Genomic DNA, 22,306 nt, shown 5'->3' with positions numbered 1-22,306 from the left:
CACGACCGATGAAACTGCGCACCGTCCTGCTCACCGCGGCCGGCTGGCTGGTGGCACTCGCGTTTCTCGCGCCCTACGCGGAAATGCTCCTGACGGCGCTCAAACCGACGCCCGAACTGATGGAGTCCCCGCCGTCCTATCTGCCCTCCCACTGGCAGTGGTCGAACTTCACGCAGATCTGGTCGCTCACCGACCCGCGCGTCGGGGACGCGCTGCTGTTCTCGCTGTACGTCGCCGGGGCGTCGACGCTGCTGGCCCTGGCCGTCGGGCTGCCCGCCGCGTACTACACCGCACGGCACCGGTTCCGCGGGCGCGGCGCCTTCCTGATCCTCGTGCTCGTCACCCAGATGTTCGCGCCGACCGCCCTCCTGGTCGGCATCTACCGGGAGATGGTCAGCTTCGACCTGACCGACACCGCCGAGGGCCTCATCCTGGTGAACGCCGCGTTCAACCTGCCGTTCTGCGTGTGGATCCTCAACGCGTATTTCGCGAGCATCCCCAAGGAACTGGAGGAGGCGGCCTGGCTCGACGGCACCGGACGGTTCGGCGCCCTCACCCGTGTCATCCTGCCGCTCGCGATGCCCGGTGTGGTGACCGCGCTCGTCTACACCTTCATCGGCGCGTGGAACGAGTACGTGGTGGCGCTCACGATCACCTCGTCCGGCAACCGAATGACACTGACCAGGGCGATCCCCGGCTTCGTCACCTCGTACCACGAGCAGTGGCAGTACCTGTTCGCCACCTCGATCGTCGCGATCGTGCCCGTGGTGGTGCTGTTCGTCTTCGTGGAGCGCTACCTCGTCGCCGGCCTGACCGCGGGCGGCGTGCGCGGATGACACCGGGATCCGCATCGCACCCCGGGCAGCCGCGGGGGCCGATACCGGAGCGACGCGCGGTGTCAGGCGCGGATGACCTCCACACCGGCCGCCTCGAACGACTCGGTCAGTTCGTCCGAGGCGGCCTTGTCGGTCACCAGGACGTCGATGTCCGCCACCGGGCAGATTCGGGCGAAAGCCCGCCGGTCCAGCTTGGAGGAGTCGGCGACCGCGACAACCTGCTGCGCCCGGCGGGCCAGCGCCCGGTTGATGCTGGCCTCGCCCTCGTGGTGGGCGGTCGCCCCGTGGGCCACGTCGATGGCGTCCACTCCGATGAAGACCTGGTCCAGTGCGATCTCCGCGAGCAGTTCGGTGGCCAGCGGACCGATCAGCTCGTACGACGCCGGCCGGGCCACCCCACCGGTCACCACGAGCTTGACGTGACGCCGTACGACCAGCTCGTTGGCGATGTTCAGGGCGTTGGTCACCACGGTGACCGCCGTCTCCGCGCCGCCGGAACTCAGGTCGGCGCGGGTGGCCAGAGCTCGCGCCACCTCGGTGGTCGTGGTGCCGCCGTTCAGCCCCACCACGGCGCCGGCCTTCACCAGCCCGGCGGCCGCGTCCGCGATCCGCTCCTTTTCCGGAGCCTTGCGTGCGGCCTTGTAGCGCAGTGGCAGGTCATAGGCGATGGCGTTGATCACGGCTCCGCCGTGCGTGCGGGTGACCATCTGCTGGCGGGCCAGCTCGTCGAGGTCGCGCCTGATGGTCGCGGCGGAGACGCGCAACTCCTCGGCAGCCGACTCGACTTCGATCCGCCCGTCGCGCGTCAGCATCTCCAGCAGCGCGCTCCACCGGGCCTGCGGTGCCGCCATGTCTCACAACTCTCTGTAGGTGGTGTGCGCCACCAAGTGCGCACCTCAATGAAACCACAGCGCATGATTGGGTGCTTTATGGACGTCAAACGAGCAAAAGCCTGCACTTCCCGCACATCCCTGCCCCTGCCCTCGCACGCCGCGGCAGGAGGCCGTCCGTGCCGCTGACTCCCACCGCCGACGTGGTGAGCTCCGCGTACCGCGACGGGCGGGCCGTCGGCGCGTTCAACGTGATCACCCTGGAGCACGCCGAAGCCGTGGTCACCGGGGCAGAAGCCGCAGGACGCCCGGTCATCTGCCAGATCAGCGAGAACGCCGTGCGATTCCACGGCGGCCGGCTCGCCCCGATAGCCCGCGCCACCGCGGCGCTCGCCGAGACGGCCGCCGTCCCCGTGGCCCTGCACCTCGACCACGTCACCGACGAAGCGCTGCTGCGCCGCGCCGCGGACTGCGGCTTCGGATCCGTCATGTTCGACGCGTCCGCGCTGCCGCACGCCCAGAACGTCGCCGCCACGCGCGCGGCGGCACAGTGGGCACACGCACAGGGTCTGTGGCTGGAGGCGGAACTCGGCGAGATCGGCGGCAAGGACGGAGTGCACGCACCCTCGGCACGTACGGACCCCGACCAGGCGCGCGACTTCGTGTCCGCCACCGGGGTGGACGCACTGGCCGTCGCGGTCGGCAGCTCCCACGCGATGACCACGCGCACCGCCCGGCTGGACCACGGTCTCATCGCCCGCCTCGCCAAGGCGGTCCCCGTGCCACTGGTACTGCACGGCTCGACGGGCGTGCCCGACGAGGAGCTCCGGCAGGCGGTGGCGGCCGGCATGGTCAAGGTCAACATCGGCACGGCACTGAATGCCGCCTTCACCGGCGCGGTCCGCGACACACTCGCCGCGACGCCCGCGGCCGTCGACCCCCGCCCCGCCCTCACCGCGGCACGCCGGGCGATGGCCGATGCCGTGACCTCGGCGCTGCAGACCCTGTCGGACGGTGAGCAGGGGACGGGTTCCGGTGTCGGGGCGCGAGACGATCGTCGGAGTTGAGAGTTCCCAACGTTCAGGCGAGCCGGCGCAGGCCCGTGACCCGTGTCCGACATCCGATTCCCGCATGCCCCGGTGTCGGATACGGGCCCTGACCGACGATCAGCACCCGCACCTCGCCGAAGGGATGGATCACGCGACCACCGCCGCCCGCACACACAGCACGTCCGGCAGATGCGAGGCCAACTGCCGCCAATTGTCGCCGTCGTCGGCCGAGGCGTACACCTCGCCGTTGCGGTTGCCGAAGTAGACGCCGGCCGGGTCCGCGTCGTCCGTGCACATCGCGTCCCGCAGCACCGTGCCGTAGTGGTCCTCCTGCGGCAGCCCCGTCGTGAGCGGCTCCCAGCTCTTGCCCGCGTCCGCCGTGCGGAAGACCCGGCATCGGTGACCGGCCGGAACGCGGTCCGCGTCGGCGTTGATCGGGAAGACGTACGCCGTCTCACCGCGGTGGGGATGGGCGGCCACCGCGAAGCCGAAGGTGGACGGCAGCCCCTCGCCGATGTCCGTCCAGTGCGCCCCCGCGTCGTCGCTTCTGTACACGCCCCAGTGGTTCTGGAGGTACAGCCGGTCCGGATCGGCCGCGTCCCGGGCCACCTTGTGCACGCACTGGCCGAACTCCGGGTTCGGGTCGGGCAGGAACACCGCGGAGACACCGGAGTTGGACGGCTCCCAGCTCGCGCCGCCGTCCTTGGTGCGGAACACCCCGGCGGTCGAGACGGCCACCGTCACCGCGCGCGGATCCCGCTTGTCGGTCAGCACGGTGTGCAGGCCCTCACCGCCACCGCCCGGCACCCACTTCGAACGGGTCGGATGCTCCCACAGCGGACGGACGAGCTCGAAACTCTCCCCGCGGTCCTCGGAGCGGTACAGCGCGGCCGGTTCCGTGCCCGCGTACACCACGTCCGGCTCGGCGGCCGCCGGATGCAGCTGCCAGACCCGCTCCAGGGAGGCCTCGGTGTCCTTCGGGAACTTCACCGCGGGCTGGGCCGGCTCCGTCCAGGTGCGGCCCAGGTCGTCGGAGTGGAACACGGAGGGGCCCCAGTGCGCGCTGTCACCGCCGGCCAGCAGCCGCGGACGCTCGCCCCGGGTGTCGATGGCGACCGAGTACACGGCCTGCGCGTTGAAATACGGGCTCTCGTCGAACTCCCAGATGCCGCCGCGCCCACGCCCGATGAACAGACCTTTGCGCGTCCCCACGGCAAGCAGCTTCTCAGTCATACCGATCACCTCCGTGACGTCTTTGTCCCAGACACCGGCCAGTCTGCACCCCGCCACTGACAGTCACCTCTGGAAAGGCCTTCATCGCAGGTCAGGGCGGGGATGGTAACCGGCTGCGGCGATTGACGGGCGGCTTTCGGCAAGATGCCCGCAGCGGCGGTCGGCACGGTGGGAGCGTCGTGACGGAGAACTCGCCGTGAGCCGTGAGCATCGAGGACGGCTCCCCCGTATGGGAGGTCGGTCCGGCATGTTCGTGCGCCCGTCGCTCATGAGGAGGATGCCTTCGATGGCGTTCCGTGGTCCCAAGGTCTGGCTGTGGCGCTGGCGGCGCAATCCGCTCAGACGCCGTGCCGACACCGTCGAGGCGTGGGTCGTACTCGGTGCCTGGCTGCTCACCGTACTGGCGGGGGTGCTCGCCGGTCTGGGGGCGAGCCGGTCCGTCGAGCACCAGCTGGCGCTGGAGCGCGTCGAGTGGCGGCCCGTCGTGGCCCGTCTCGTCGACCAGGCGCCCGGCACGGCCGACCCCGGCACGTCGAGCGGTGAACGGGTATGGGGCAAGGTGGCCTGGACCGGGACCGACGGCTCGGCCCACGAGGGCCAGGTCCGCGTCGATCCCGGCAGCACCCAGGGCACCCCGGTCACCGTCTGGACCGATGCCCGGGGCCGTCTGATGACCCAGCCCGCCACCGAGGGCCAGGCACAGATCCGCGCCGCGATGATCGGCATCCTGGTCGGCGTCAGCACCGCGGCCGTCCCCTTCGTGGGCGGTCGGGTCCTCCGCGGCCGTATGGAGCGCCGCCGCCTCGACCAGTGGGACACGGACTGGGCGCACTTCGGACCGTTGTGGGGCGGGAGACGGGCCGACGGGAGGTAGAACCGGCGGGGCGCGTGGCGAGGCAGGGCTGTCCGGGGTGCGGGCCACGCGTGACACCTCGCGGACCGCACCCTGCCCGAAGCCGAGCTTGCGGCCCTGGTCTGCGGCATCCCTCTTCGCACCCCGCCGGTGGGGCGGACGCCTACCCGCCCCTCAGAACCTCCCCGCAAGCCCGCACCAACCGCTCGTCGTCCAGCACGTCATGGCTGCCGTACCTACCGGACGCTGATGCAAGATGCCGCCGCCGGGCCGCCAGTTCCGTATGAAGGAGATCGTGGAGGGGGGCTCCGGCAGGGCCCAGGGCGGCCAGGCAGGCGGTGATGGTCCGGCGCGTGGACGGATTCTCCGTCCAGGCCGCCCGCAGGACCGGCGCGGCGATCCCCTCTTCCCCGGAGATCCTCCAGACCGCACACGCGGCGGACACCCGCTCCCACAGATCCTCCGACCGAACCAGCCCCCGCAACCCCGGCAGCGCCGGACCGGCCTCCGGCCCGAGGCGCGCCAACGTCCCCGCGGCCGCCCGTCGTCGTGGCCTCCCGTCCGTCAACTCGTCGATCAACACGGGCAGTACGGCCGACGCGTCGCCCGCGACGGACCACAGCGCCTCCGCCGCGACCGCCGCGTGTTCCGTCCCCAGCAGCTCACGCAGCACCGGTACGACCTCGGAGGCCGCCGCGTCCCCGAACGTACCGAGAGCACGAACGGCAGACTCCACCACGGCGTCCCGCGATCGCAGTCCCATGGGCAGCTCCCGCACCAGCCGCAGCACCTCCGGTACGGCCTCCGAGTCGCCCAGCGCGGTGAGCGCCGACAACAGCGGTACGGCCCGGTCGAACGTCCCGGGGGAGTCCGGCGCCACCTCGCTGAGCCGACGACGCAGTGCGGGCGCGAGCGGGGCGGCCCCCGGGCCCAGGTGTCCGATCACATGGCCCAGATCGTCCGGTACGACCGGAGCGGCCAGCACCTCCGCCAGCACCGGCGTCGCCCGGCAATCCCCGCTCCTGGCAAGGGCCTTGAGCGGACCGCCCAGTGTCGGCGCCCCGCGCTCCCGGCGCCGTACCCACAGGTCGGGCCGGGAGGCCACCAGGGCGGCCAGGTCGTCGGCGGCGGGTGCGGCCAGACCGAAGAGGTCCTCCAGGACGGACACCGCGGCATCGCGCAACCTGTCCTCCTCGGCGCCCAGTTGAGCACCGACCAGAGCGACCGGCTCGGCCCAGTCGGCACGCCACTCGCGGAACAACCCCACCGACATCCACACGGCGTTGCAGCGGTCGACGGCCTCGGGACTGCTCAACTGCCCCTTGAGGAGGGCGGTCCGCTCGTCGAGCCGGTCACCGAGTCCGCGGTGCAGGGTCCGCAGCAGCTGTGAGCCCTGCTCGTCCGAGGGCCGCAGCCGCCGCAGCCGAGTCACGAGGGTGCCGGAGTGGAGGCAGTCGACGCCGTTCCGTCTGCCGGCCCGCCGCGCGGATCGCTCCCTGAGCAGCCCGACGGCGACCGCCACCAGGTCGGGCGGGAGCCGGTCCGGAGCGCAGCCGGCGAGTTGGCCGAGGGCGGCGAGCCGCAGCCCGGGGTCGTGCGGCGCTGCGCTCTGTGCCGTCAGCAACTCCAGCGCCCCGGCAGCGTGCCCTGGGTGCCGTCGCGCGAAGAGGCCCAGGCTGCCGGTGAGGGCGTGCAGAACCCGGTCGTCCCGCTCCAGAACGCAGCGCTCGCGCAACAGGCCCAGCACGCGCGCCGGTTCGTCCAGAAACCGCACGACGGCCTCCGGGGCGGTCCGGCGGACGGAGGGGTCGGCGTCCCCCATCAGCCGGACGAACACCTCGGCTCCGGCGCGCACGCCGACCCGGGCCCGCGCGCCGAGCCCGCTCTCGACGCCGTCCTCCCGTCCCGTGTCCTCCGCCCCGATGCTGACGAGCAGTTCGACGAGGCCGGCCCGGTCCGCGATCTCCCCGCTCGCCGCGAGCGCGAGCAGAAACGGAACGCAGGCCAGTGTCGAGTCGTACACGTCTCCCTGGTGGTGCAAGGCGCCGTACATCCCGTCGAGAGCCGTCTCCCGCTCGGCCGGGTCCGCGGAGGCGAGCCCCCGCAGCAGTCCGGGCACGTCCTCCGCACTGCCGTACGCATGCCGCAGCGAGGCCCAGTCGACCTCGTCGATCCCCGTGAACACGTTGTCCTCCCAGGCGAAGTACCAACTGATCGGAGTCTGCACCACGGGACTGACAACCAAGCGGAATCGACGGGTGACTGTGAGCGATCCGGACAGCGGGGGAGGGATCAGTTCCGGCCAGGCAGTGCTCGGTCGAGGACCGCGTCCACGTCCGCCGCGTCGGGCAGGGTGCCGAAGGCGTGCCCCCAGTCGCCACCGAGTCGTGTCGCGCAGAAGGCGTCGGCGACCGCGGACGGGGCGTGCCGGACGAGGAGGGAGGCCTGGAGGGTGAGGGCCATGTGCTCCACGAGCCGGCGGGCGCCGGCCTCGGACGTCGTGGCCAACAGGTCCTTGAGCCGGGCGACGGCCGCGTCCAGGCGGGCGTCCGCCCCCTGGGCCAGGGCGAGTTCTCCGAACAGCGCCTGAGCGGTGTCCGGCGCACGGCGCAACGCCCGCAGGACGTCGAGGGCGTTGACGTTCCCGGACCCCTCCCAGATCGACAGCAGGGGTGCCTCCCGGTAGTGCCGGGGCATGCCCGAGTCCTCCACGTAGCCGTTGCCACCGAGGCATTCCAGGGCCTCCGCGGTGAAGGCCGGGCCCCGCTTGGTGACCCAGTACTTGCCGACGGCGGTGGCGACACGGCGGAACGCCTGCTCGCCGGTGTCCCCGCGCACCGCCCGGTCGGCGGCGCCCGCGAGCCGTAGCGTGAGGGCGGTGGCGGCCTCGGACTCCAGCGCCAGATCGGCCAGGACATTGCGCATCAGCGGCTGGTCCACCAGCCGGGCGCCGAACGCGCTGCGATGCCGGGCATGGTGTCCCGCCTCGACGAGCGTCCTGCGCATCAGGGTCGCCGACATCATCACGCAGTCCAGCCGCGTGCAGTTGACCATCTCGATGATCGTCTTGACGCCCTGTCCCTCGGGACCGACCAGCCAGGCGACCGTCCCGTCGAACTCCGGCTCGGAGGAGGCGTTCGACCGGTTGCCGAGCTTGTCCTTGAGGCGCTGGATGCGGAAGGTGTTGCGGCTGCCGTCCGGCAGGACGCGCGGGACGAGGAAGCACGACAGTCCGCCGGGCGCCTGCGCCAGCACCAGGAACACGTCGCACATCGGCGCCGACGTGAACCACTTGTGCCCGCGCAGCGTGTACACGCCCGACTCCGCGGTGGGCGTCGCCGTCGTGGTGTTCGTACGGACGTCGGAGCCGCCCTGCTTCTCGGTCATCCCCATGCCGGCGAGCAGACCGCGCTTCTCGGCCGGCACCCTGAGCTCCGGCTCGTACTCGCGGCCGGTCAGCAGTGGCTCGTAGACCTTCGCCAGCTCCGGCTCCTTGCGCAGCGCCGGGATCGCCGCGTACGTCATCGACGTGGGGCAGCCGTGGCCCGCGTCCGTGTGCCCCCACACCAACCCGCCCGCCGTACGCGCGACATGGGCGCCGGGCCGGTCTTCGGACCAGGGGGTTCCGGCCAGCCCCTCGGCGACCGCGGTCCTCATCAGGTGGTGCCAGCTCGGGTGGAAGTCGACCTCGTCGACGCGGTTGCCGTACCGGTCGTGCGTGCGCAGTACCGGCTCGTGCCGGTTGGCCTGATCCGCCCACTCCTGGGCCTCGGCGCTCCCGGCCCGCAGACCGAGCCGCCGGATGTCCTCCTCGGCCCAGCCGGCGCCCTCGCGGCGCAGCCCTTCCAGCAGGACGGGATCGTCGGAGGCGTCGTACGGAGTCAGCGGAGGGGGCTGGTTGGTGACGGTGTGGGTGGCGGCCTGTTCGGGCGCGGGTACGGAGACCATGGCACCCATGTTGCACTCCTGCTTCGATCGTAGCAATAGTGCAACAATGAGGGAGTCGTACAGTACGTGACCATGCGGAGGAACGTGTCGGAGCAGCCTGACGAGGTCGACCTGCGGCCGTTGTCCGCGCGGTCGGTCGTCCTGAGCCTGCTGCTGGGCGCGCATCCGCCGGAGATGCCCGTGAAGGACCTGCTCCGCGCGGTGGAGCCGTTCGAGGTCGGCGGCTCCACGCTGCGTGCCGCCCTCAGCCGGATGGTGAGCGCCGGTGACCTGCGACGCGCCGACACCGTGTACGGCCTCAGTGACCGGCTGCTCGCTCGTCAGCGCCGTCAGGACGACTCCGTGCACCCTCGCACGCGCGCGTGGAGCGGCGACTGGGAGATGGTCGTGATCACGGCGACGGGCCGTGGACCGGCCGAACGCGCCGAGCTGCGCGCGCGGCTGACCGCCCTCCGGCTCGCCGAACTCCGTGAGGGCGTCTGGCTGCGCCCCGCCAACCTGCTCCGAGTGCTTCCGGACGACCTCGACACGGTCGCCCAACGCTACACGGCCCGCCCCGGTCGCCCAGGGCCGGAGCTGGCCGCCGAGCTGTGGTCCCTCGGCGGGTGGGCGGCCCGATCCCGGGCGCTGCTCACCCATGTCGCACACGCGGACCGGCCCGCGGACCGGCTCACCGGCTTCGCGGCCGTCGTACGGCATCTGCTGACCGACCCGGTGCTGCCGCCCGAGCTCCTGCCGCCCGACTGGCCGGGCGCGGAACTGCGCTCCGCATACGCGGCCTATCAAGGAGAGCTGGCGGACACCGTGCCCCAGAACCAGCTCCGCACATGACACGGCGGCCGTGCGAAGCGCCGTGCGGGGACGCTTCGTACGGCCGCCTTCACCTACCGCGCGGCTACTTGTAGGTGATGTCGGACGTCGCGTACTTGCAGTAAGTACTGTCCGGTCCGGAGCCGTTCGTGGTCGGCTCCTTGCCCGTGTTGTTCCCGATGTACTTCTGGCACGGGACGATCTTCTTGCTGGAGTCGCCGACGATCGTGATCTTCTTCAGGGTCGCACTGTCGCCGTAGTTGGTGTTGATGCCGACGAGCTTGTTGCCCGAATAGGTCGCCTCGATGGTGTTGAGGTTGATCGTCCGCTTGTACTGCGTCGAGCAGTTGCCGCAGGACCGCACGAAAGTGCCGAAGTTCTGCACCGCGAAGTTGGAGACGTTGAGCGTCCCGGCGCCGTTGAACTGGAACACCTTGTCGCTGGCCGACCGCGCGCCACCGCCGGAGACGGTGTACACGTTCGACGACGAGGAGCCGCGGAAGGTCGCCGCGTCCTCGCCGACGTCCTCCCACCACACGTTCTGCAGCGTGCAGCTGCCCGCGCAGTGGATGCCGTCGGCGGCGGGAGCCCCGATGATGACGTTCTTCAGGACGGTGCCGGCGGCCAGGTTCAGGATCGGCCCCTGGTCCTCGTCCTGGCTGCCGCTGCCCAGGTCGCCCGTGCCGTACAGGCGCTTCATCCCGTAGTCCTTGGTGCCGGACAGCTGGATGGTCGAGGAGACCGCCTGGCTGCCGTTCGCGGTCGGCCAGGTGGCGGCGCTGGCCGTCGGCGCGTTGAGTGTCATGATCATGCCAACCGAGAGGCCAAGTGCGGCCATGGCTCCGGTCAGCGCGCGCCTACGCGCGCGTGGACGTGCCGAAGAAGTCATGTCCCGATTCCTTCTTCCATGTCGGGGGGTGGACGGGTTGGGGGGGTGGTCAGATCTTTCCGGCGCCCGCGCCGCCGGTCACCGAGGCGACGACGGAGGAGGCGGGCTCGGCGGTGTAGCTGTACGGAGCGGTGGTGAAGGTGCCGACCTGGGAGACCTCGGTGGCGGCTCCACCGAGGTCGTTGCCGCGCAGGTTGGCGTAACCGTCCACGTCACTGCTCCGGTTCGTGGTGACAGCGACTCCGGTGCTCCGGAAGACGTTGTTCTCCACGAGCATCTGGGCGCCCATGCGCGAGTGGACCGCGGTCTCGGCGCCGACGACGTAGTTGTCGTAGAAGTGCCCGGTGCCGAAGCGCAGACTGGGGATCCGCGAGTTGACGTTGTTGAACCAGTTGTGGTGGTACGTCACCTTCAGGTGGCCGGTGTCCTCGCTCGCGTTGTTGTCGCTGTGGCCGACGAGCGAGCCCTTGAAGTGGTCCTTGAAGGTGTTCCAGGACACCGTGACGCTGTCGGAGCCGTGGTTGATGTCCAGCAGGCCGTCGTAGTAGTCCTTGTCGTGGTTGCGGTCGGCCGAGAAGGAGTTGTGGTCGATCCACACCTTCGTCGAGGCCTGCACCTCGATGCCGTCGGCGGGCGCGAGGGGCTTGCTGATGTTCAGGTTGCGGACGACCACGTTCGTGACCTTCTTCAGCCGCAGCCCGCCGCCGGTGAACCCGGAGGACGAGCCGACGCCCAGCACCGTGGTGTTGGAGCCGACGTCGACCGTACCGCTCAGCGAGATCAGGCCGTTGACCTTGACGACCTTCGCCGTGCTGCCGGTGACGGCCGTCTTGAAGGCGCTCAGCGTGGAGACGGTGACCGCGGAGGCGCTGCCGCCGCCGGTCGTTCCGGCGCCGAAACCGATGGGGGAGGTCTCGGCAGCCCCGGCCGGCTGCGGGACGGCCAGCGCGGCCGCCGTCGCGAGCGCGGCCGCACCGGCGGCCAGAGCGGATCTTTGCGCGTGTGTACGTGGGGGGCGAGTACGCATGCGGGTGCGTCCCTTCCGTGGTGCCTGCATGGTGCTTGGTTGGACATGTACGTGAAAAATGTTCGCCATGCTGAACGACGTGCGCAGTGCAGAGCGGTCATGTCTGGCCTGGCGGTACGGGCCGGTCACATCGCTGAACGGAACGTAGAGGGTAAGCGCTTTCTGGTCAACGCTTTGCGCAGAAGACATTCGGCCGTCCAGGGCGGGGGAGGGTCGACGGAGACGAGCGAATTCTTTCGATGTGTGGGAGCGCTTCCATGGCGGCCATGTGCATGCCACGATGCTCGCCGGACGCTTCCCTTCCGTGAGATTTCCGAGAGCTTCCGAGAGGGGCGAGTCGGTGGCGACTCCACCTATGCGTACGTTCATCAGCGGCAGGGTGCTCACCCTGTTCGCCCTGGGACTCACAACCCTCGCCCCCGGACCGGCGGCAGCGGGCCACCGGACCGGCCCGCTGCCGGACTCCTTCGGCTGGTCCTCCACCGGCCCGCTGATCGGCCCCAAGCCGGACGCCGGCCACCCGGTCGTCTCCATGAAGGACCCGACGGTCTTCCGGTCCAAGAACCGCCGGCACCCCTACATGACGACCGCGGACGGCGCCGGTGCGTGGAGCCTCGCCCGCACGAGCTCCGCCGACTGGTCGCGGGCGGCCGACGCGCCCCTGGCCTTCCGGGACGCCGACCCGAACATCGGCAACCGGCACGCGGCCGTACCCCAGGGCTTCCACTTCGCGCCGCAGAAGCTCTCGTACACGGTCCACCAGACCGGTCCGCCGGCGTACTCCACGACCAAGGACCCGGCCGGTCCGGGCAGGTGGAGCGCGCCGCGCTCCTTCTTCGACAGCGAGACCCCGGTCCTCACGGAGAGCCAGGGCTCGGGTTGCTGGCTGGACTTCTGGACGATCTGCGACCGGAGCGACGGCTACCTCTTCTCCGACGACAACGGCCATCAGTACCGCTCCCGGACCACCCTCGCCGAGTTCCCGAACGGCTTCCGCGACACCGAGATCGTGATCGTCGAGCCCAACTGCTTCGACCTGTTCGAGGCGAGCAACGTCCACCGCCTCGGCCACAGCGGCACGTACCTGATGCTCGTGGGAGCCCTGGCCACCGGCTCCGACTGGCGCCGCTGCTTCCATGCCTGGACCGCCGACAGTCCGGGCGGCACGTGGAAGCCGCCGGCCGACACCGAGGCGAACGCGCTCATCCGCTCGAACGACGTGACCTTCCAGGACGGCCGGTCCGCCCGGACCAAGGACTTCAGCCACGGTGAGGCGATCCGTGCGGGAGTGGACCGGAGCCACTCCCAACTGCCATGGCGGCTGGCCCTGTTGACCCAGACGAACTCCTCCTGCTGATCGTTCTGATACCGCTGACCGAAAGGGGCAAGGACGTGTCCATCACCCCCAGGAGACCGCTGAGGTCGGTGCTGCCGGCCCTGCTGTCGTTACTCGCGGCGGTGCTCTTCGCCGCTCCCACCGCATCGGCCCGCACGGAGGCCGCCCCCACGGCCACCCTCGCCGAGATCACCGACTTCGGTACGAATCCCAGCAATCTCCAGATGTACCTGTACGTGCCGGACAACGTCACCGCGCACCCGGCGGTCGTCGTGGCCGTGCACTACTGCACCGGATCCGGACCGGCCATGTACAACGGCACCGAGTGGGCCCAACTGGCCAACACCTACGGCTTCGTGGTGATCTACCCCTCGGTCACCCGGTCCAGCAAGTGCTTCGACGTCTCCTCGCCGCAGGCACTGAAACGGGGCGGCGGCAGCGACCCCGTCGGGATCAAGTCGATGATCGACTGGACGGTGCGCACCTACTCCGCCGACACCAGCAGGATCTACGCCACCGGCATCTCCTCCGGCGCGATGATGACGAACGTCCTGCTCGGCGACTACCCGGACGTGTTCGCGGCGGGCGCGGCCTTCTCCGGCGTCCCCTTCGGCTGCTTCGCGACGACCGACGGCTCGGAGTGGAACAGCGCCTGCTCCGGCGGCACGATCACCCACACCCCGCAGGAGTGGGGCGACCTGGTCCGCGCCGCCTACCCCGGCTACACCGGCACCCGGCCGCGCATGCAGGTGTGGCACGGCACCGAGGACGACGTGCTGCGGTACCCCAACTTCGGGGAGGAGATCAAGCAGTGGACGAACGTCCTCGGCGTCAGCCAGACGCCTGCCGCCACCGACTCGCCGGTCTCCGGCTGGACCCGCACCCGCTACGGCGCCACCGGTGACCGGGCCCCCGTCGAGGCGATCAGCCTCCAGGGCGTCGGCCACAACCTCTACACCACCGGCATGGCCGCCCGCGCCCTCACCTTCTTCGGCCTCGACAGCTCGGGCCCGGCACCCCAACCCCAGCCGGGCGCCTGCAAGGTGACGGCCACGACGAACGCCTGGAACACGGGCCTGACGGCGTCCGTGACGATCACCAACACCGGCACCACTACGATCAACAGCTGGCAGCTGGCCTTCACCCTCCCCACCGGCCAGACCATCACCAACGGCTGGGGCGCCACGTACACCCCGTCCTCCGGCACGGTGACGGCGGCGAACGCGACGTACAACGGCACGATCGCGCCCAACGCGAGCGTCAGCATCGGGTACCAGGCGAATCACGGCGGGAACAGTGCGGCGCCGGGTGCGTTCACACTCAACGGGACGGCCTGTACGGCGGGTTGAGCTCCCTCACTCGCCAACGCGGTCCTCTGGTGGGGCGTTCCGGCACACTGTGCGGGCGTCCCGCCGGTCGGTGTGCCGGGAGCGCCGCAGACCCCGCTCGTCAGACCGACCGGTGGTACTGCTCCGGAACATGCACCTCTCCGCCCAGCTCCCGCGCGGCGTGCCGCGCCCAGGACGGGTTGCGCAGCAGTTCGCGGCCCAGCAGCACCGCGTCCGCCTCGCCGTTGGAGAGGATCTTCTCGGCCTGTCCGGTCTCCGTGATGAGGCCGACCGCGGCGACCGGGAGGGTGGTCTCCGCCTTGACGCGGGCGGCGAAGGGGACCTGGTAGCCGGGGCTGACCGGGATGCGGACGCCCGACGCGTTGCCGCCGGTGGAGACGTCCAGGAGGTCGATGCCGTGCGCCTGGAGGTCGTGGGCGAAGCGGACGGTGTCGTCCGGGGTCCAGCCACCCTCCTCCAGCCAGTCGGTCGCCGAGATGCGGAAGAAGAGGGGCTTGTCGTCGGGCCAGACCGCGCGCACCGCGTCGACGACCTCCAGCGCGAAGCGGGTGCGGTTCTCGTAGGAGCCGCCGTACTCGTCGGTGCGGTGATTGCTGTGCGGGGAGAGGAAGTTGCCGATCAGGTAGCCGTGGGCGCCGTGGATCTCGGCGACTTCGAAACCGGCGGCCAGAGCGCGACGGGCCGCGTCCGCGAACTGGCTCACCACCTCGGCGATGTGATCAGCCGTCAGCTCTGTCGGCACCGGGTGCTTCGTGTCGAACGCCAGCGCGCTGGGGCCCAGCGGCTGCCATCCCCGCGCGTCCGGGCCGAGCGGCGCGCCGCCCTTCCACGGCTGGTCGGTGGAGGCCTTGCGTCCCGCATGTGCGAGCTGGATTCCCGGGACCGTGCCCTGGGAGAGCAGGAATCGGGTGATGCGGCGGAACGCCTCGACCTGGGTGTCGTTCCAGATGCCGAGGTCGTAGGGGGAGATGCGCCCCTCGGGACTGACACCGGTGGCCTCGACGATGATCAGGCCCGTGCCGCCGGCCGCGCGCGCCGCGTAGTGAGCGAAGTGCCAGTCGTTCGGGGCGCCGGTCTCGGGACCATCAGGAGCGGCCGAGTACTGGCACATCGGCGGCATCCACACCCGGTTCGGGATCGTCACGTCGCGGAGGGTGCAGGGCTCGAAGAGTGCGCTCACGGCGGGCTCCATTCATCAAGACCGGTGGTGGTCGACTCGTACGATAGGCATCGTAGTACGTCGAATGTCAAACTACGAAAGGTCTCGTACAATGGGGATTCCCGAGGACCGGACCCCGAGTCCGCAGAGCCCCCGGGAAACCTGGAGAAGTGGAGCCGCCGTGACCTCCCCCGCCGTCAGCAGTCGTGCCCTCCCGCACCCCGAGCGCGGCGAGATCCGGCTGGAGGGCGTTCTGCACGCCCTCTCCGATCCGATGCGTCTGCAGATCGTGCGAGAGCTCGCCGCGGTCAGCGACGAGCTCTCCTGTTCGCACTTCGATCTGCCCGTCACCAAGTCGACGACCACCCACCACTTCCGGGTCCTGCGCGAGAGCGGAGTGATCCGGCAGATCTACCGTGGCACGGCCAAGATGAACGGCCTGCGCCGGGACGACCTAGACGACCTCTTCCCGGGACTTCTCGACGCCCTCCTCGGCGCCGCCGCCCGCCAGGCCGTCCGGCTCGGGAGCGGCTGAACCGGCCTTCCCGGGCAGGTGGTTGAAGAGCAGGTTCAGCACGATCGCCGTCAGACAGCCCGCGCTGATGCCGCTGTTCATCACCGTCTGGAACCAGTCGGGGAACTTCTCGTAGATCGTCGGAACGCCGACCGGCAGCACGCCCATGGCCACCGAGACGGCCACCACGGTCAGGTTGTTGTTGCCCTTGAAGTCCACCTGGGTGAGAGTTCGCAGGCCGCTCGCCGCGACCGTCCCGAACATCACCAGGCCCGCTCCGCCCAGCACCGGAGCCGGTACGGCCGCGACCACAGCGCCCAGCTTGGGCAGCAGGCCCAGCAGGACCAGGACGCCGCCGGCCGTGGCGACGACCCAGCGGCTGCGCACCCCGGTCATGCCGACGAGACCGACGTTCTGGGCGTACGCCGTGTACGGGAAGGTGTTGAAGACACCGCCGAGCACGGTCGACAGGCCGTCGGCGCGCAGGCCGTCCGACAGGGAGCGCGGCTCGATCCTGCGGTCCGTCATCTCGCCCACCGCGATCAGGTCACCGGTCGTCTCGGTCATCGTCACCAGTGCCACGACCAGCATCGACACGATCGCCGAGAACTCGAAGGTCGGCGCCCCGAAGTGGAACGGCGTGCTGATCCCGACCCAGTCCGCGTCGGCGACCCCGTCGAAGTCCGTGAACCCGAAGGGGACGGCCACTGCCAGGCCGACCCCGATGCCGATCAGCACCGCGATCCGGCTCAGGAACGCCGGCGCGAACCGCTGCACACCCAGCACCACCACCAGGACGAACCCGGCGAGCGCGATGTTCTTCGGGGCGCCGAAGTCGGCCGATCCGGCGCCACCCGCGACCCAGTTGCCGGCGACCGGCAGCAGCGAGATGCCGATGATCAGGATCACCGTGCCTGTGACCAGCGGCGGGAAGAAGCGGAGCAACGAGCCGAAGACGGGTGCGAGCAGCATGATCGCGAGGCCCGCGACGATCACCGAGCCGTAGATCGCCGGGAGCCCGCCGCCCGTCGTGCCGATCAGGACCATCGGTGACACGGCCGCGAACGTGCAGCCCTGCATGATCGGGAGCCGTACGCCGAAACGCCAGAAGCCGATGCACTGGATGAGCGTGGCGATACCGCACACCAGGAGGTCCGCGGTGATCAGATACGCCAGATCCGCGGGCGACAGCTTCATCGCGCCGCCGACGATCAGGGGGACGGCCACGGCGCCCGCGTACATCGCGAGGACGTGCTGGAGGCCGAAGGCGGCGAGCTGCCGTACCGGGGGTACTTCGTCTACGGGATGCACAGGGGTGGTTTGAGCCATGTCCGAGACCGTAAGCGTGTTGAACAGTTTGTTGATTTCGTGGGTGTTGCCGGTTCGTTGCCCGGTGCGGGCCCCGGGGTACTCGCGCCGCTAAGGGACATTGCCGTGCACCGCGTTCATCAGGGACTGCCAGTCCGGGAGCTTCACCACGCCCCGGCCCAGGGACGCACCGAGCTCCGCCTCCGCCCGCTCGATCGCGCACCAGCCCGCCCACTCCACCGGTTCGGCGCCCTCTGCCCGCAGTGCGTCAAGTGGGTCCTCGCGCAGCTCTTTGTGTACGAGCGTAGGGGCGTCCTCGAGCAGCGAGGTCACCGTCTCCTTGGCGTCCGGGCGGTTGGTGCCGATCACGCCGGTCGGGCCGCGCTTGATCCAGCCGGCCACGTACTCTCTCGGGACGGCGGAACAGCCGTGCACGACACGTCCGTCGACGTTGGGTACCGTGCCGCTCTCCGCGTCGAACGGCAGTCCCTCCACCGGAATGCCCCGGTAGCCCACCGAGCGCAGCACCAACTGGGCCTCGATCTCCTCGAATTCACCGGTGCCGCGCACGCCGCCGCGCCCGTCCGGCACCGTCCTCTCGAAGCGGACCGCGCCCACGCGGCCGCCGTCGGCGAGGACTTCGACGGGACGCAGGAAGAAGCGCAACGAGATCCTGCGGGAGGTCGGTCGTGACTCCGCGGCCGCCCAGCCTCGCAGCACCTCCACGTTCCGGCGTTGCGGCGCCGGCAGGGCAGAGGGGTCCAGGTATGCCGGATCCAGCGCCAACTCCGCGGCACTTGCCGCCACGTGGGTGTCCGGCAGTGAACCCAGCTCGCGCAGCTCCTTGGTGGTGAAGCGGGCCTGGGAGGGGCCCCGCCGACCCACCATGTGGACGTCCGTGACGCGGCTGGCGGCCAGCGCGGTGAGCGCCGGATGCGGCATGTCGGTCGGGCTGAGCTCCGTCACCCCGCGGGCCAGCATCCGCGTCACGTCGACCGCGACGTTCCCCACACCGATGACCACCGCCGACCGGGCGCCGACCACGAAACCGTCGGCCGTGGAGTCCGGATGCGCGCTGTACCAGGACACGAACTCCGTCGCCGACCAGCTGCCCGGCAGATCCTCGCCCGGGATCCCCAGATGCCGGTCGGTCGCGGCGCCCACGCAGTACACGACGGCGTGGTACAGCTCGCGCAGCCGCGCGGCCGGCACCCCGCCCGGGCCGATCTCGATGCCACCGAGAAACCGCACGCGCTCGTGCTCCAGGACCGTCCGCAGGTTGTTCTGGAGCGATTTGATCTTCTCGTGGTCCGGTGCCACGCCGTAGCGCACCAGGCCGTACGGGCACGGCAGCCGGTCCAGGACGTCGACGAGCACGTCGGGATCCTGCTGGACGAGGCTCTGGGCGGTGTAGCACCCGCTGGGCCCGGAGCCGACGACGGCGACACGCATGCTTCCAGGATCGCACCACCACCGCTCCGCTGACAGGGTGCCGCGCGTCGCACGGGTGCGCGTGTCCGTTCGTATGGAATGTGATCATGCGGTTACGTTGCGTGCGTGCTGGAAGCATCCTTTCTTCATCTTTCTGATCGTCGTCCGGCGGACGGCAGCGTGTCCGTGTGGCCCGCGTGGGAAGTGCGGGAGGACGGGGGCGTGATGGCGTGGTTCCACGTCCGGCTGGCCTTCGCCGACGGTGCCCGGGTGGACACGCTCGCGGTGGTGGCCGAAGGCGGCGTGCCCCTGGAGGACGTACGGGCGCAGCCGGCGCTGTCGCTCGAGGACCTGGGCGCCCTCGCCGACTGGATCGAGGGCCCGCTCTTCGAGGCCTGTGGAGTGACGCCTTCCGGTACCGCGGAGCAGATGGGCAGCCGTGCCCGCCCCGCCTGGCCGCGCGGCATGGAAGGGTGTTGGTTGATCGCCCAGGAGTACCGAGCCGCCCAGGAGGACGGGGTCGACCCGGTTCTCGCGGTGATGTGCGCGACCGGGCACAGCCGCCGCACGTCGCTCCGGCTCATCTCCCAGGCGCGCGACGCGGGCTTCCTGACGCCACGTCACGCAAGGCGCTGAACGCGCGATTTCGCCGAAGCGCCCCTCGCCCCGTTCAGAGCATGTCCCGCATCCGGTTGATCTCGCTCGTCTGCTGGGCGACCACGTCGTCGGCCATCTCCTCGATCCGGATGTTGTTGCCCTGCCCCTTCACGTCCGTCGCCATGGTGATCGCACCCTCGTGGTGAGTGATCATCAGCGTGAGGAAGAGCTCGTCGAACGCCTTCCCCTTCGCGGCGCGCAGCTTCTTCAGCTGGGCCTCGGTCGCCATGCCGGGCATCGTGGCGTGCGTGTGGTCGTCGCTCTTCTCGGGCTGGTCGTAGTCCTTCAGCCAGGCCCTCATCGCGGCGATCTCCGGCCCCTGGGCGGCCGAGATCCGCTCGGCGAGCGCCTTGAGTCTCGCCGACTCGGCGCGGCCGGGGGCCAGTTCGGTCAGTTCCAGCGCCTGGGTGTGATGCTCGATCATCATCCGCGCGTACGAGACGTCCGCCGAGTTGGGAGTGTCGTCGTCGGCCCGCTGCTCCTCCGCGTCCTGGGCGGACAGCGTGCGGTTCGCCTCGCCCGGCTTGCCCGGCGCGAGCACCGAAGGCCCGGTCCCCGACGCCGACTTGGGATCCGCGTCGGAGTCGCAACCCCCGAGGGCCAGAGCTGCCACGGCGGCCAAGGTCGCCGTCAGCACGGGCGCACGGCGGAAAAGCACAGCGGCCGCCCATGGTCCCTTCATTACAGGTTCGTTGCCCTCTGTTGATCTGTGCATGGTGCAGACGATACTGCGGTGACGCGTGAACCGTTCCACATGAACGGCACAGGGAGGAAAACAGTGATCCTGTTGAAAGAGTCCCGAACCCGGCGCAGACGCCTGGGAGTCGCCGCGGCCGCCGCGGGTCTCCTGGCCGCGCTGCTGACCGCAGGACCGGCCGTCGCGACCCCCGACCCCGGGGACGGTCCGGTCGCGGGCAAAGGCGTGTCCAAGAGCACCGAGGCCGAGGTGAAGGCGGCGATCGCGGACGGCGAGATACCGGGCCAGGACGAGATCGTCCACTCCGACAACATCGAACACCTCGTCAACATCCCCAAGGACGCACTGCCCGGCACCAATTCGGACCTGGCCTTCCAGGGCAGGTACGCCTTCTCCGGCAACTACGACGGCTTCCGCATCTTCGACATCAGCAACCCGAAGGCGCCCAGGACCGTCGCCCAGGTGCTGTGCCCCGGCTCGCAGAACGACATCTCCGTCTCCGGGAACCTGCTGTTCCTGTCCACGGACTCCTCGCGCAGCGACAGCAGTTGCAGCAGCACCACCCAGCCCGCGACCGAGAAGTCGTCGTGGGAGGGCATGAAGGTCTTCGACATCAGCGACAAGACGAACCCGAAGTACGTCGCCGCCGTGGAGACCGCCTGCGGCTCGCACACCCACACGCTGGTGCCCGAGCGCAGGAACGTCTACCTCTACGTCTCCTCGTACTCGCCGAGTGCGACCTACCCCGACTGCCAGCCGCCGCACGACGGCATCTCCGTCATCAAGGTGCCGCGCAACGCCCCCGAGAAGGCGGCGGTCGTGGACTTCCCGGTGCTCTTCCCCGGCGAGGGTCCCGACGGCGGCGGCAACCCGGGCGCGCCCACCAACCCGGGTGTCTCCAAGACCACCGGCTGCCACGACATCACGGTGCTCCCGGACAAGGACCTGGCGGCGGGCGCCTGCATGGGTGACGGCATCCTGTTCTCCATCAAGGACCCGGAGAACCCGAAGGTCATCGACCGGGTGCAGGACAACGTGAACTTCGCGTTCTGGCATTCGGCCACCTTCAACCAGAAGGCGAACAAGGTCGTCTTCACCGACGAGCTGGGCGGCGGCGGTGCGGCCACCTGCAACGCGGAGATCGGTCCGAACCGCGGTGCCGACGGCATCTACGACATCGTTGGCAAGGGTGACAAGCGCAAGCTCGTCTTCCGCAGCTACTTCAAGATCCCCCGCCACCAGGCGGACGTCGAGGTGTGCGTGGCCCACAACGGCTCGCTCATCCCGGTCAAGGGCAAGGACATCATGGTCCAGGCCTGGTACCAGGGCGGTGTCTCCGTCTGGGACTTCACGAACTCCTCGAACCCGAAGGAGATCGGCTACTTCGAGCGCGGCCCGGTGACCACCGAGCGGCTGACGACCGCCGGCTCCTGGTCGGCGTACTACTACAACGGCTACATCTACTCGAACGACATCGCCAAGGGCTTCGACGTCCTGAAGCTCAGCGACCGGCGTACGGATCCCGCGAAGAAGGTGCGGCTCGGCGAGCTCAACGTCCAGACGCAGCCGGACTACTTCGACTGATCCCCGGCCTCCCGGCCCGTCTCGAAGAAACGCGACAGATCCGTGTCGTACGTCCCGTCGGGCGCCTCGGTGCCCGGCGGGACGCCCTGCTCCCAGTCGAGCCGGTAGCGCGTGAACAGCTCGGCGCGCAGCGTCGCCATCGACATCGGGACGTTCGGCAGGACCATCGCGTAGACCGCGCCCATGAGTTGCGAGCGCAGCATCGGGTAGTCGGTCTCGACCGTCTGCGAACCGTGCCGTTCCATCGTGTCCCGCAGCAGTTCGGCGAGGCGCTGCTGCTCCGGGCACTGCACGAAGCCCTCGGTGTCCAGCAGGCCCGCCATGTGCTGGCGCATCAGCACGGTCCGGTCCCGGGCCAGGCCCAGGACCGCGTCGATGGCCCGGGCCATCCGCTCCCGGCCGTCCTCGGTGCGCGGCTCGCGCTCCAGCGCCTCCTCCAGCGTGCGGTGCATGAGCCGGTGCACAGCGGACTGCACGAGCTGGCGCTTGCCGGGGAAGTAGTACGACACCAGACCGCGCGCCGAGCCGGCACGGTCCGCGATGTCGCCGAGGGTCGTGGCCTCGTAACCGCGCTCGGAGACCAGTTCGAGTGCCGCCTGTAGGAGCCGCTCCCGGGAACGACGGCGCAGCTCTTCATTGACCGAGGCGCTGCGCGGGGACATGCTGTAACTCCTGCGTTGACTGGCTCTCAGCCAACTATACTCAAATGCGTCCGGACCGGCCCGCGAAAGGCCTGGTCGGGGCTGCCGCCTGCTCTGGGCGACGCGGGGGATCGTCCAGGGTGGGCGGGTATACG

At 70.2% G+C, this 22,306-nt stretch carries 20 protein-coding genes; 9 read left to right on the top strand and 11 right to left on the bottom strand.

The window, feature by feature from the left end:
* Window positions 1–8: 8 nt before the first annotated feature.
* Window positions 9–836 carry a carbohydrate ABC transporter permease gene (locus tag QF027_RS05970; RefSeq protein ID WP_307073123.1) on the top strand — a complete coding sequence of 276 codons (828 nt, stop codon included), beginning with the start codon at window positions 9–11 and terminating at the stop codon, window positions 834–836.
* A gap of 62 nt (window positions 837–898) precedes the next feature.
* Here QF027_RS05970 and QF027_RS05965 read toward each other — a convergent pair whose 3' ends face one another.
* Entirely contained in the window at window positions 899–1,687 is a 789-nt protein-coding gene (locus tag QF027_RS05965) for a DeoR/GlpR family DNA-binding transcription regulator (RefSeq protein ID WP_266377085.1), read from the bottom strand.
* Between the two features lie 158 nt (window positions 1,688–1,845).
* Between QF027_RS05965 and QF027_RS05960 the strand changes: the two genes are divergently transcribed.
* Entirely contained in the window at window positions 1,846–2,733 is an 888-nt protein-coding gene (locus QF027_RS05960) for a class II fructose-bisphosphate aldolase (RefSeq protein WP_307073121.1), read from the top strand.
* Between the two features lie 129 nt (window positions 2,734–2,862).
* Here the strand turns inward: QF027_RS05960 and QF027_RS05955 are convergent, their stop codons facing one another.
* Window positions 2,863–4,005, bottom strand: coding sequence for a WD40/YVTN/BNR-like repeat-containing protein (locus tag QF027_RS05955; RefSeq protein ID WP_306985297.1), 1,143 nt, complete (start codon window positions 4,003–4,005; stop codon window positions 2,863–2,865).
* A gap of 229 nt (window positions 4,006–4,234) precedes the next feature.
* On the opposite strand from QF027_RS05955, the gene QF027_RS05950 reads away from it, so the two are divergent.
* A complete protein-coding gene (locus QF027_RS05950; protein WP_307073119.1) occupies window positions 4,235–4,822 on the top strand; it encodes an Rv1733c family protein in 588 nt (195 codons plus the stop codon).
* A gap of 142 nt (window positions 4,823–4,964) precedes the next feature.
* Here QF027_RS05950 and QF027_RS05945 read toward each other — a convergent pair whose 3' ends face one another.
* Together QF027_RS05945 and QF027_RS05940 are read right to left on the bottom strand one after the other, a co-directional pair.
* On the bottom strand, window positions 4,965–6,986 hold the full coding sequence (locus QF027_RS05945) for a HEAT repeat domain-containing protein (protein WP_307082296.1): 2,022 nt from the start codon (window positions 6,984–6,986) through the stop codon (window positions 4,965–4,967).
* 107 nt (window positions 6,987–7,093) lie between these two features.
* The gene (locus tag QF027_RS05940; protein ID WP_307082294.1) at window positions 7,094–8,749 is read right to left on the bottom strand and encodes a DNA alkylation response protein; all 1,656 of its coding nucleotides are present in this window, start codon (window positions 8,747–8,749) and stop codon (window positions 7,094–7,096) included.
* Window positions 8,750–8,821: 72 nt separating this feature from the next.
* Here QF027_RS05940 and QF027_RS05935 point away from each other — a divergent pair, with 72 nt between their 5' ends.
* A complete protein-coding gene (locus QF027_RS05935; protein ID WP_307073118.1) occupies window positions 8,822–9,580 on the top strand; it encodes a PaaX family transcriptional regulator C-terminal domain-containing protein in 759 nt (252 codons plus the stop codon).
* A gap of 64 nt (window positions 9,581–9,644) precedes the next feature.
* Here QF027_RS05935 and QF027_RS05930 read toward each other — a convergent pair whose 3' ends face one another.
* Entirely contained in the window at window positions 9,645–10,448 is an 804-nt protein-coding gene (locus QF027_RS05930) for a pectate lyase (RefSeq protein ID WP_306985303.1), read from the bottom strand.
* A gap of 49 nt (window positions 10,449–10,497) precedes the next feature.
* On the bottom strand, window positions 10,498–11,475 hold the full coding sequence (locus QF027_RS05925; protein ID WP_307073116.1) for a pectate lyase family protein: 978 nt from the start codon (window positions 11,473–11,475) through the stop codon (window positions 10,498–10,500).
* A gap of 355 nt (window positions 11,476–11,830) precedes the next feature.
* Here QF027_RS05925 and QF027_RS05920 point away from each other — a divergent pair, with 355 nt between their 5' ends.
* Window positions 11,831–12,832 (top strand): non-reducing end alpha-L-arabinofuranosidase family hydrolase, encoded by a 1,002-nt coding sequence (locus QF027_RS05920; protein ID WP_307073114.1) that lies wholly within the window; start codon window positions 11,831–11,833, stop codon window positions 12,830–12,832.
* Window positions 12,833–12,900: 68 nt separating this feature from the next.
* Window positions 12,901–14,160, top strand: a complete 1,260-nt coding sequence (locus QF027_RS05915; RefSeq protein WP_307082292.1) for an extracellular catalytic domain type 1 short-chain-length polyhydroxyalkanoate depolymerase — start codon at window positions 12,901–12,903, stop codon at window positions 14,158–14,160.
* Window positions 14,161–14,260: 100 nt separating this feature from the next.
* On the opposite strand, the gene QF027_RS05910 is transcribed toward QF027_RS05915, so the two are convergent.
* Window positions 14,261–15,340 carry an NADH:flavin oxidoreductase/NADH oxidase gene (locus tag QF027_RS05910; RefSeq protein WP_307073112.1) on the bottom strand — a complete coding sequence of 360 codons (1,080 nt, stop codon included), beginning with the start codon at window positions 15,338–15,340 and terminating at the stop codon, window positions 14,261–14,263.
* 160 nt (window positions 15,341–15,500) lie between these two features.
* Between QF027_RS05910 and QF027_RS05905 the strand changes: the two genes are divergently transcribed.
* The gene (locus QF027_RS05905; RefSeq protein ID WP_306985312.1) at window positions 15,501–15,854 is read left to right on the top strand and encodes an ArsR/SmtB family transcription factor; all 354 of its coding nucleotides are present in this window, start codon (window positions 15,501–15,503) and stop codon (window positions 15,852–15,854) included.
* Here the strand turns inward: QF027_RS05905 and QF027_RS05900 are convergent.
* Both QF027_RS05900 and QF027_RS05895 read right to left on the bottom strand, forming a co-directional pair.
* Complete coding sequence (locus QF027_RS05900) at window positions 15,774–17,162, bottom strand: nucleobase:cation symporter-2 family protein (protein ID WP_307073110.1); 1,389 nt, start codon at window positions 17,160–17,162, stop codon at window positions 15,774–15,776. The genes QF027_RS05905 and QF027_RS05900 overlap by 81 nt on opposite strands.
* Before the next feature lie 90 nt (window positions 17,163–17,252).
* The gene (locus QF027_RS05895) at window positions 17,253–18,593 is read right to left on the bottom strand and encodes an FAD-dependent oxidoreductase (protein WP_307073109.1); all 1,341 of its coding nucleotides are present in this window, start codon (window positions 18,591–18,593) and stop codon (window positions 17,253–17,255) included.
* Between the two features lie 159 nt (window positions 18,594–18,752).
* On the opposite strand from QF027_RS05895, the gene QF027_RS05890 reads away from it, so the two are divergent.
* A complete protein-coding gene (locus QF027_RS05890) occupies window positions 18,753–19,208 on the top strand; it encodes a DUF6214 family protein (protein ID WP_307082291.1) in 456 nt (151 codons plus the stop codon).
* 34 nt (window positions 19,209–19,242) lie between these two features.
* Here QF027_RS05890 and QF027_RS05885 read toward each other — a convergent pair whose 3' ends face one another.
* A complete protein-coding gene (locus QF027_RS05885; protein ID WP_307082289.1) occupies window positions 19,243–19,911 on the bottom strand; it encodes a DUF305 domain-containing protein in 669 nt (222 codons plus the stop codon).
* A 96-nt stretch (window positions 19,912–20,007) separates the two neighbouring features.
* Here QF027_RS05885 and QF027_RS05880 point away from each other — a divergent pair, with 96 nt between their 5' ends.
* The gene (locus tag QF027_RS05880; RefSeq protein WP_306985319.1) at window positions 20,008–21,510 is read left to right on the top strand and encodes an LVIVD repeat-containing protein; all 1,503 of its coding nucleotides are present in this window, start codon (window positions 20,008–20,010) and stop codon (window positions 21,508–21,510) included.
* Here the strand turns inward: QF027_RS05880 and QF027_RS05875 are convergent.
* The gene (locus QF027_RS05875) at window positions 21,498–22,172 is read right to left on the bottom strand and encodes a TetR/AcrR family transcriptional regulator (protein WP_307073107.1); all 675 of its coding nucleotides are present in this window, start codon (window positions 22,170–22,172) and stop codon (window positions 21,498–21,500) included. The genes QF027_RS05880 and QF027_RS05875 overlap by 13 nt on opposite strands.
* Between the last annotated feature and the right edge of the window lie 134 nt (window positions 22,173–22,306).

Source organism: Streptomyces canus (genome assembly GCF_030816965.1).
Classification (GTDB): Bacteria; Actinomycetota; Actinomycetes; order Streptomycetales; family Streptomycetaceae; genus Streptomyces; species Streptomyces canus_E.
Note: the sequence above shows the minus strand (reverse complement) of the source record. Positions and strands in the feature narration are given on the sequence as shown.

Bases quoted from the DNA above. Each gene is read 5' to 3' on its own strand.
- QF027_RS05970 (WP_307073123.1), top strand. From the start codon at position 9: ATGAAACTGCGCACCGTCCTGCTCACCGCGGCCGGCTGGCTGGTGGCA.
- QF027_RS05965 (WP_266377085.1), bottom strand. From the start codon at position 1,687: ATGGCGGCACCGCAGGCCCGGTGGAGCGCGCTGCTGGAGATGCTGACG.
- QF027_RS05950 (WP_307073119.1), top strand. From the start codon at position 4,235: ATGGCGTTCCGTGGTCCCAAGGTCTGGCTGTGGCGCTGGCGGCGCAAT.
- QF027_RS05940 (WP_307082294.1), bottom strand. From the start codon at position 8,749: ATGGTCTCCGTACCCGCGCCCGAACAGGCCGCCACCCACACCGTCACC.
- QF027_RS05935 (WP_307073118.1), top strand. From the start codon at position 8,822: ATGCGGAGGAACGTGTCGGAGCAGCCTGACGAGGTCGACCTGCGGCCG.
- QF027_RS05930 (WP_306985303.1), bottom strand. From the start codon at position 10,448: ATGACTTCTTCGGCACGTCCACGCGCGCGTAGGCGCGCGCTGACCGGA.
- QF027_RS05925 (WP_307073116.1), bottom strand. From the start codon at position 11,475: ATGCGTACTCGCCCCCCACGTACACACGCGCAAAGATCCGCTCTGGCC.
- QF027_RS05920 (WP_307073114.1), top strand. From the start codon at position 11,831: ATGCGTACGTTCATCAGCGGCAGGGTGCTCACCCTGTTCGCCCTGGGA.
- QF027_RS05900 (WP_307073110.1), bottom strand. From the start codon at position 17,162: ATGGCTCAAACCACCCCTGTGCATCCCGTAGACGAAGTACCCCCGGTA.
- QF027_RS05895 (WP_307073109.1), bottom strand. From the start codon at position 18,593: ATGCGTGTCGCCGTCGTCGGCTCCGGGCCCAGCGGGTGCTACACCGCC.
- QF027_RS05885 (WP_307082289.1), bottom strand. From the start codon at position 19,911: ATGAAGGGACCATGGGCGGCCGCTGTGCTTTTCCGCCGTGCGCCCGTG.
- QF027_RS05875 (WP_307073107.1), bottom strand. From the start codon at position 22,172: ATGTCCCCGCGCAGCGCCTCGGTCAATGAAGAGCTGCGCCGTCGTTCC.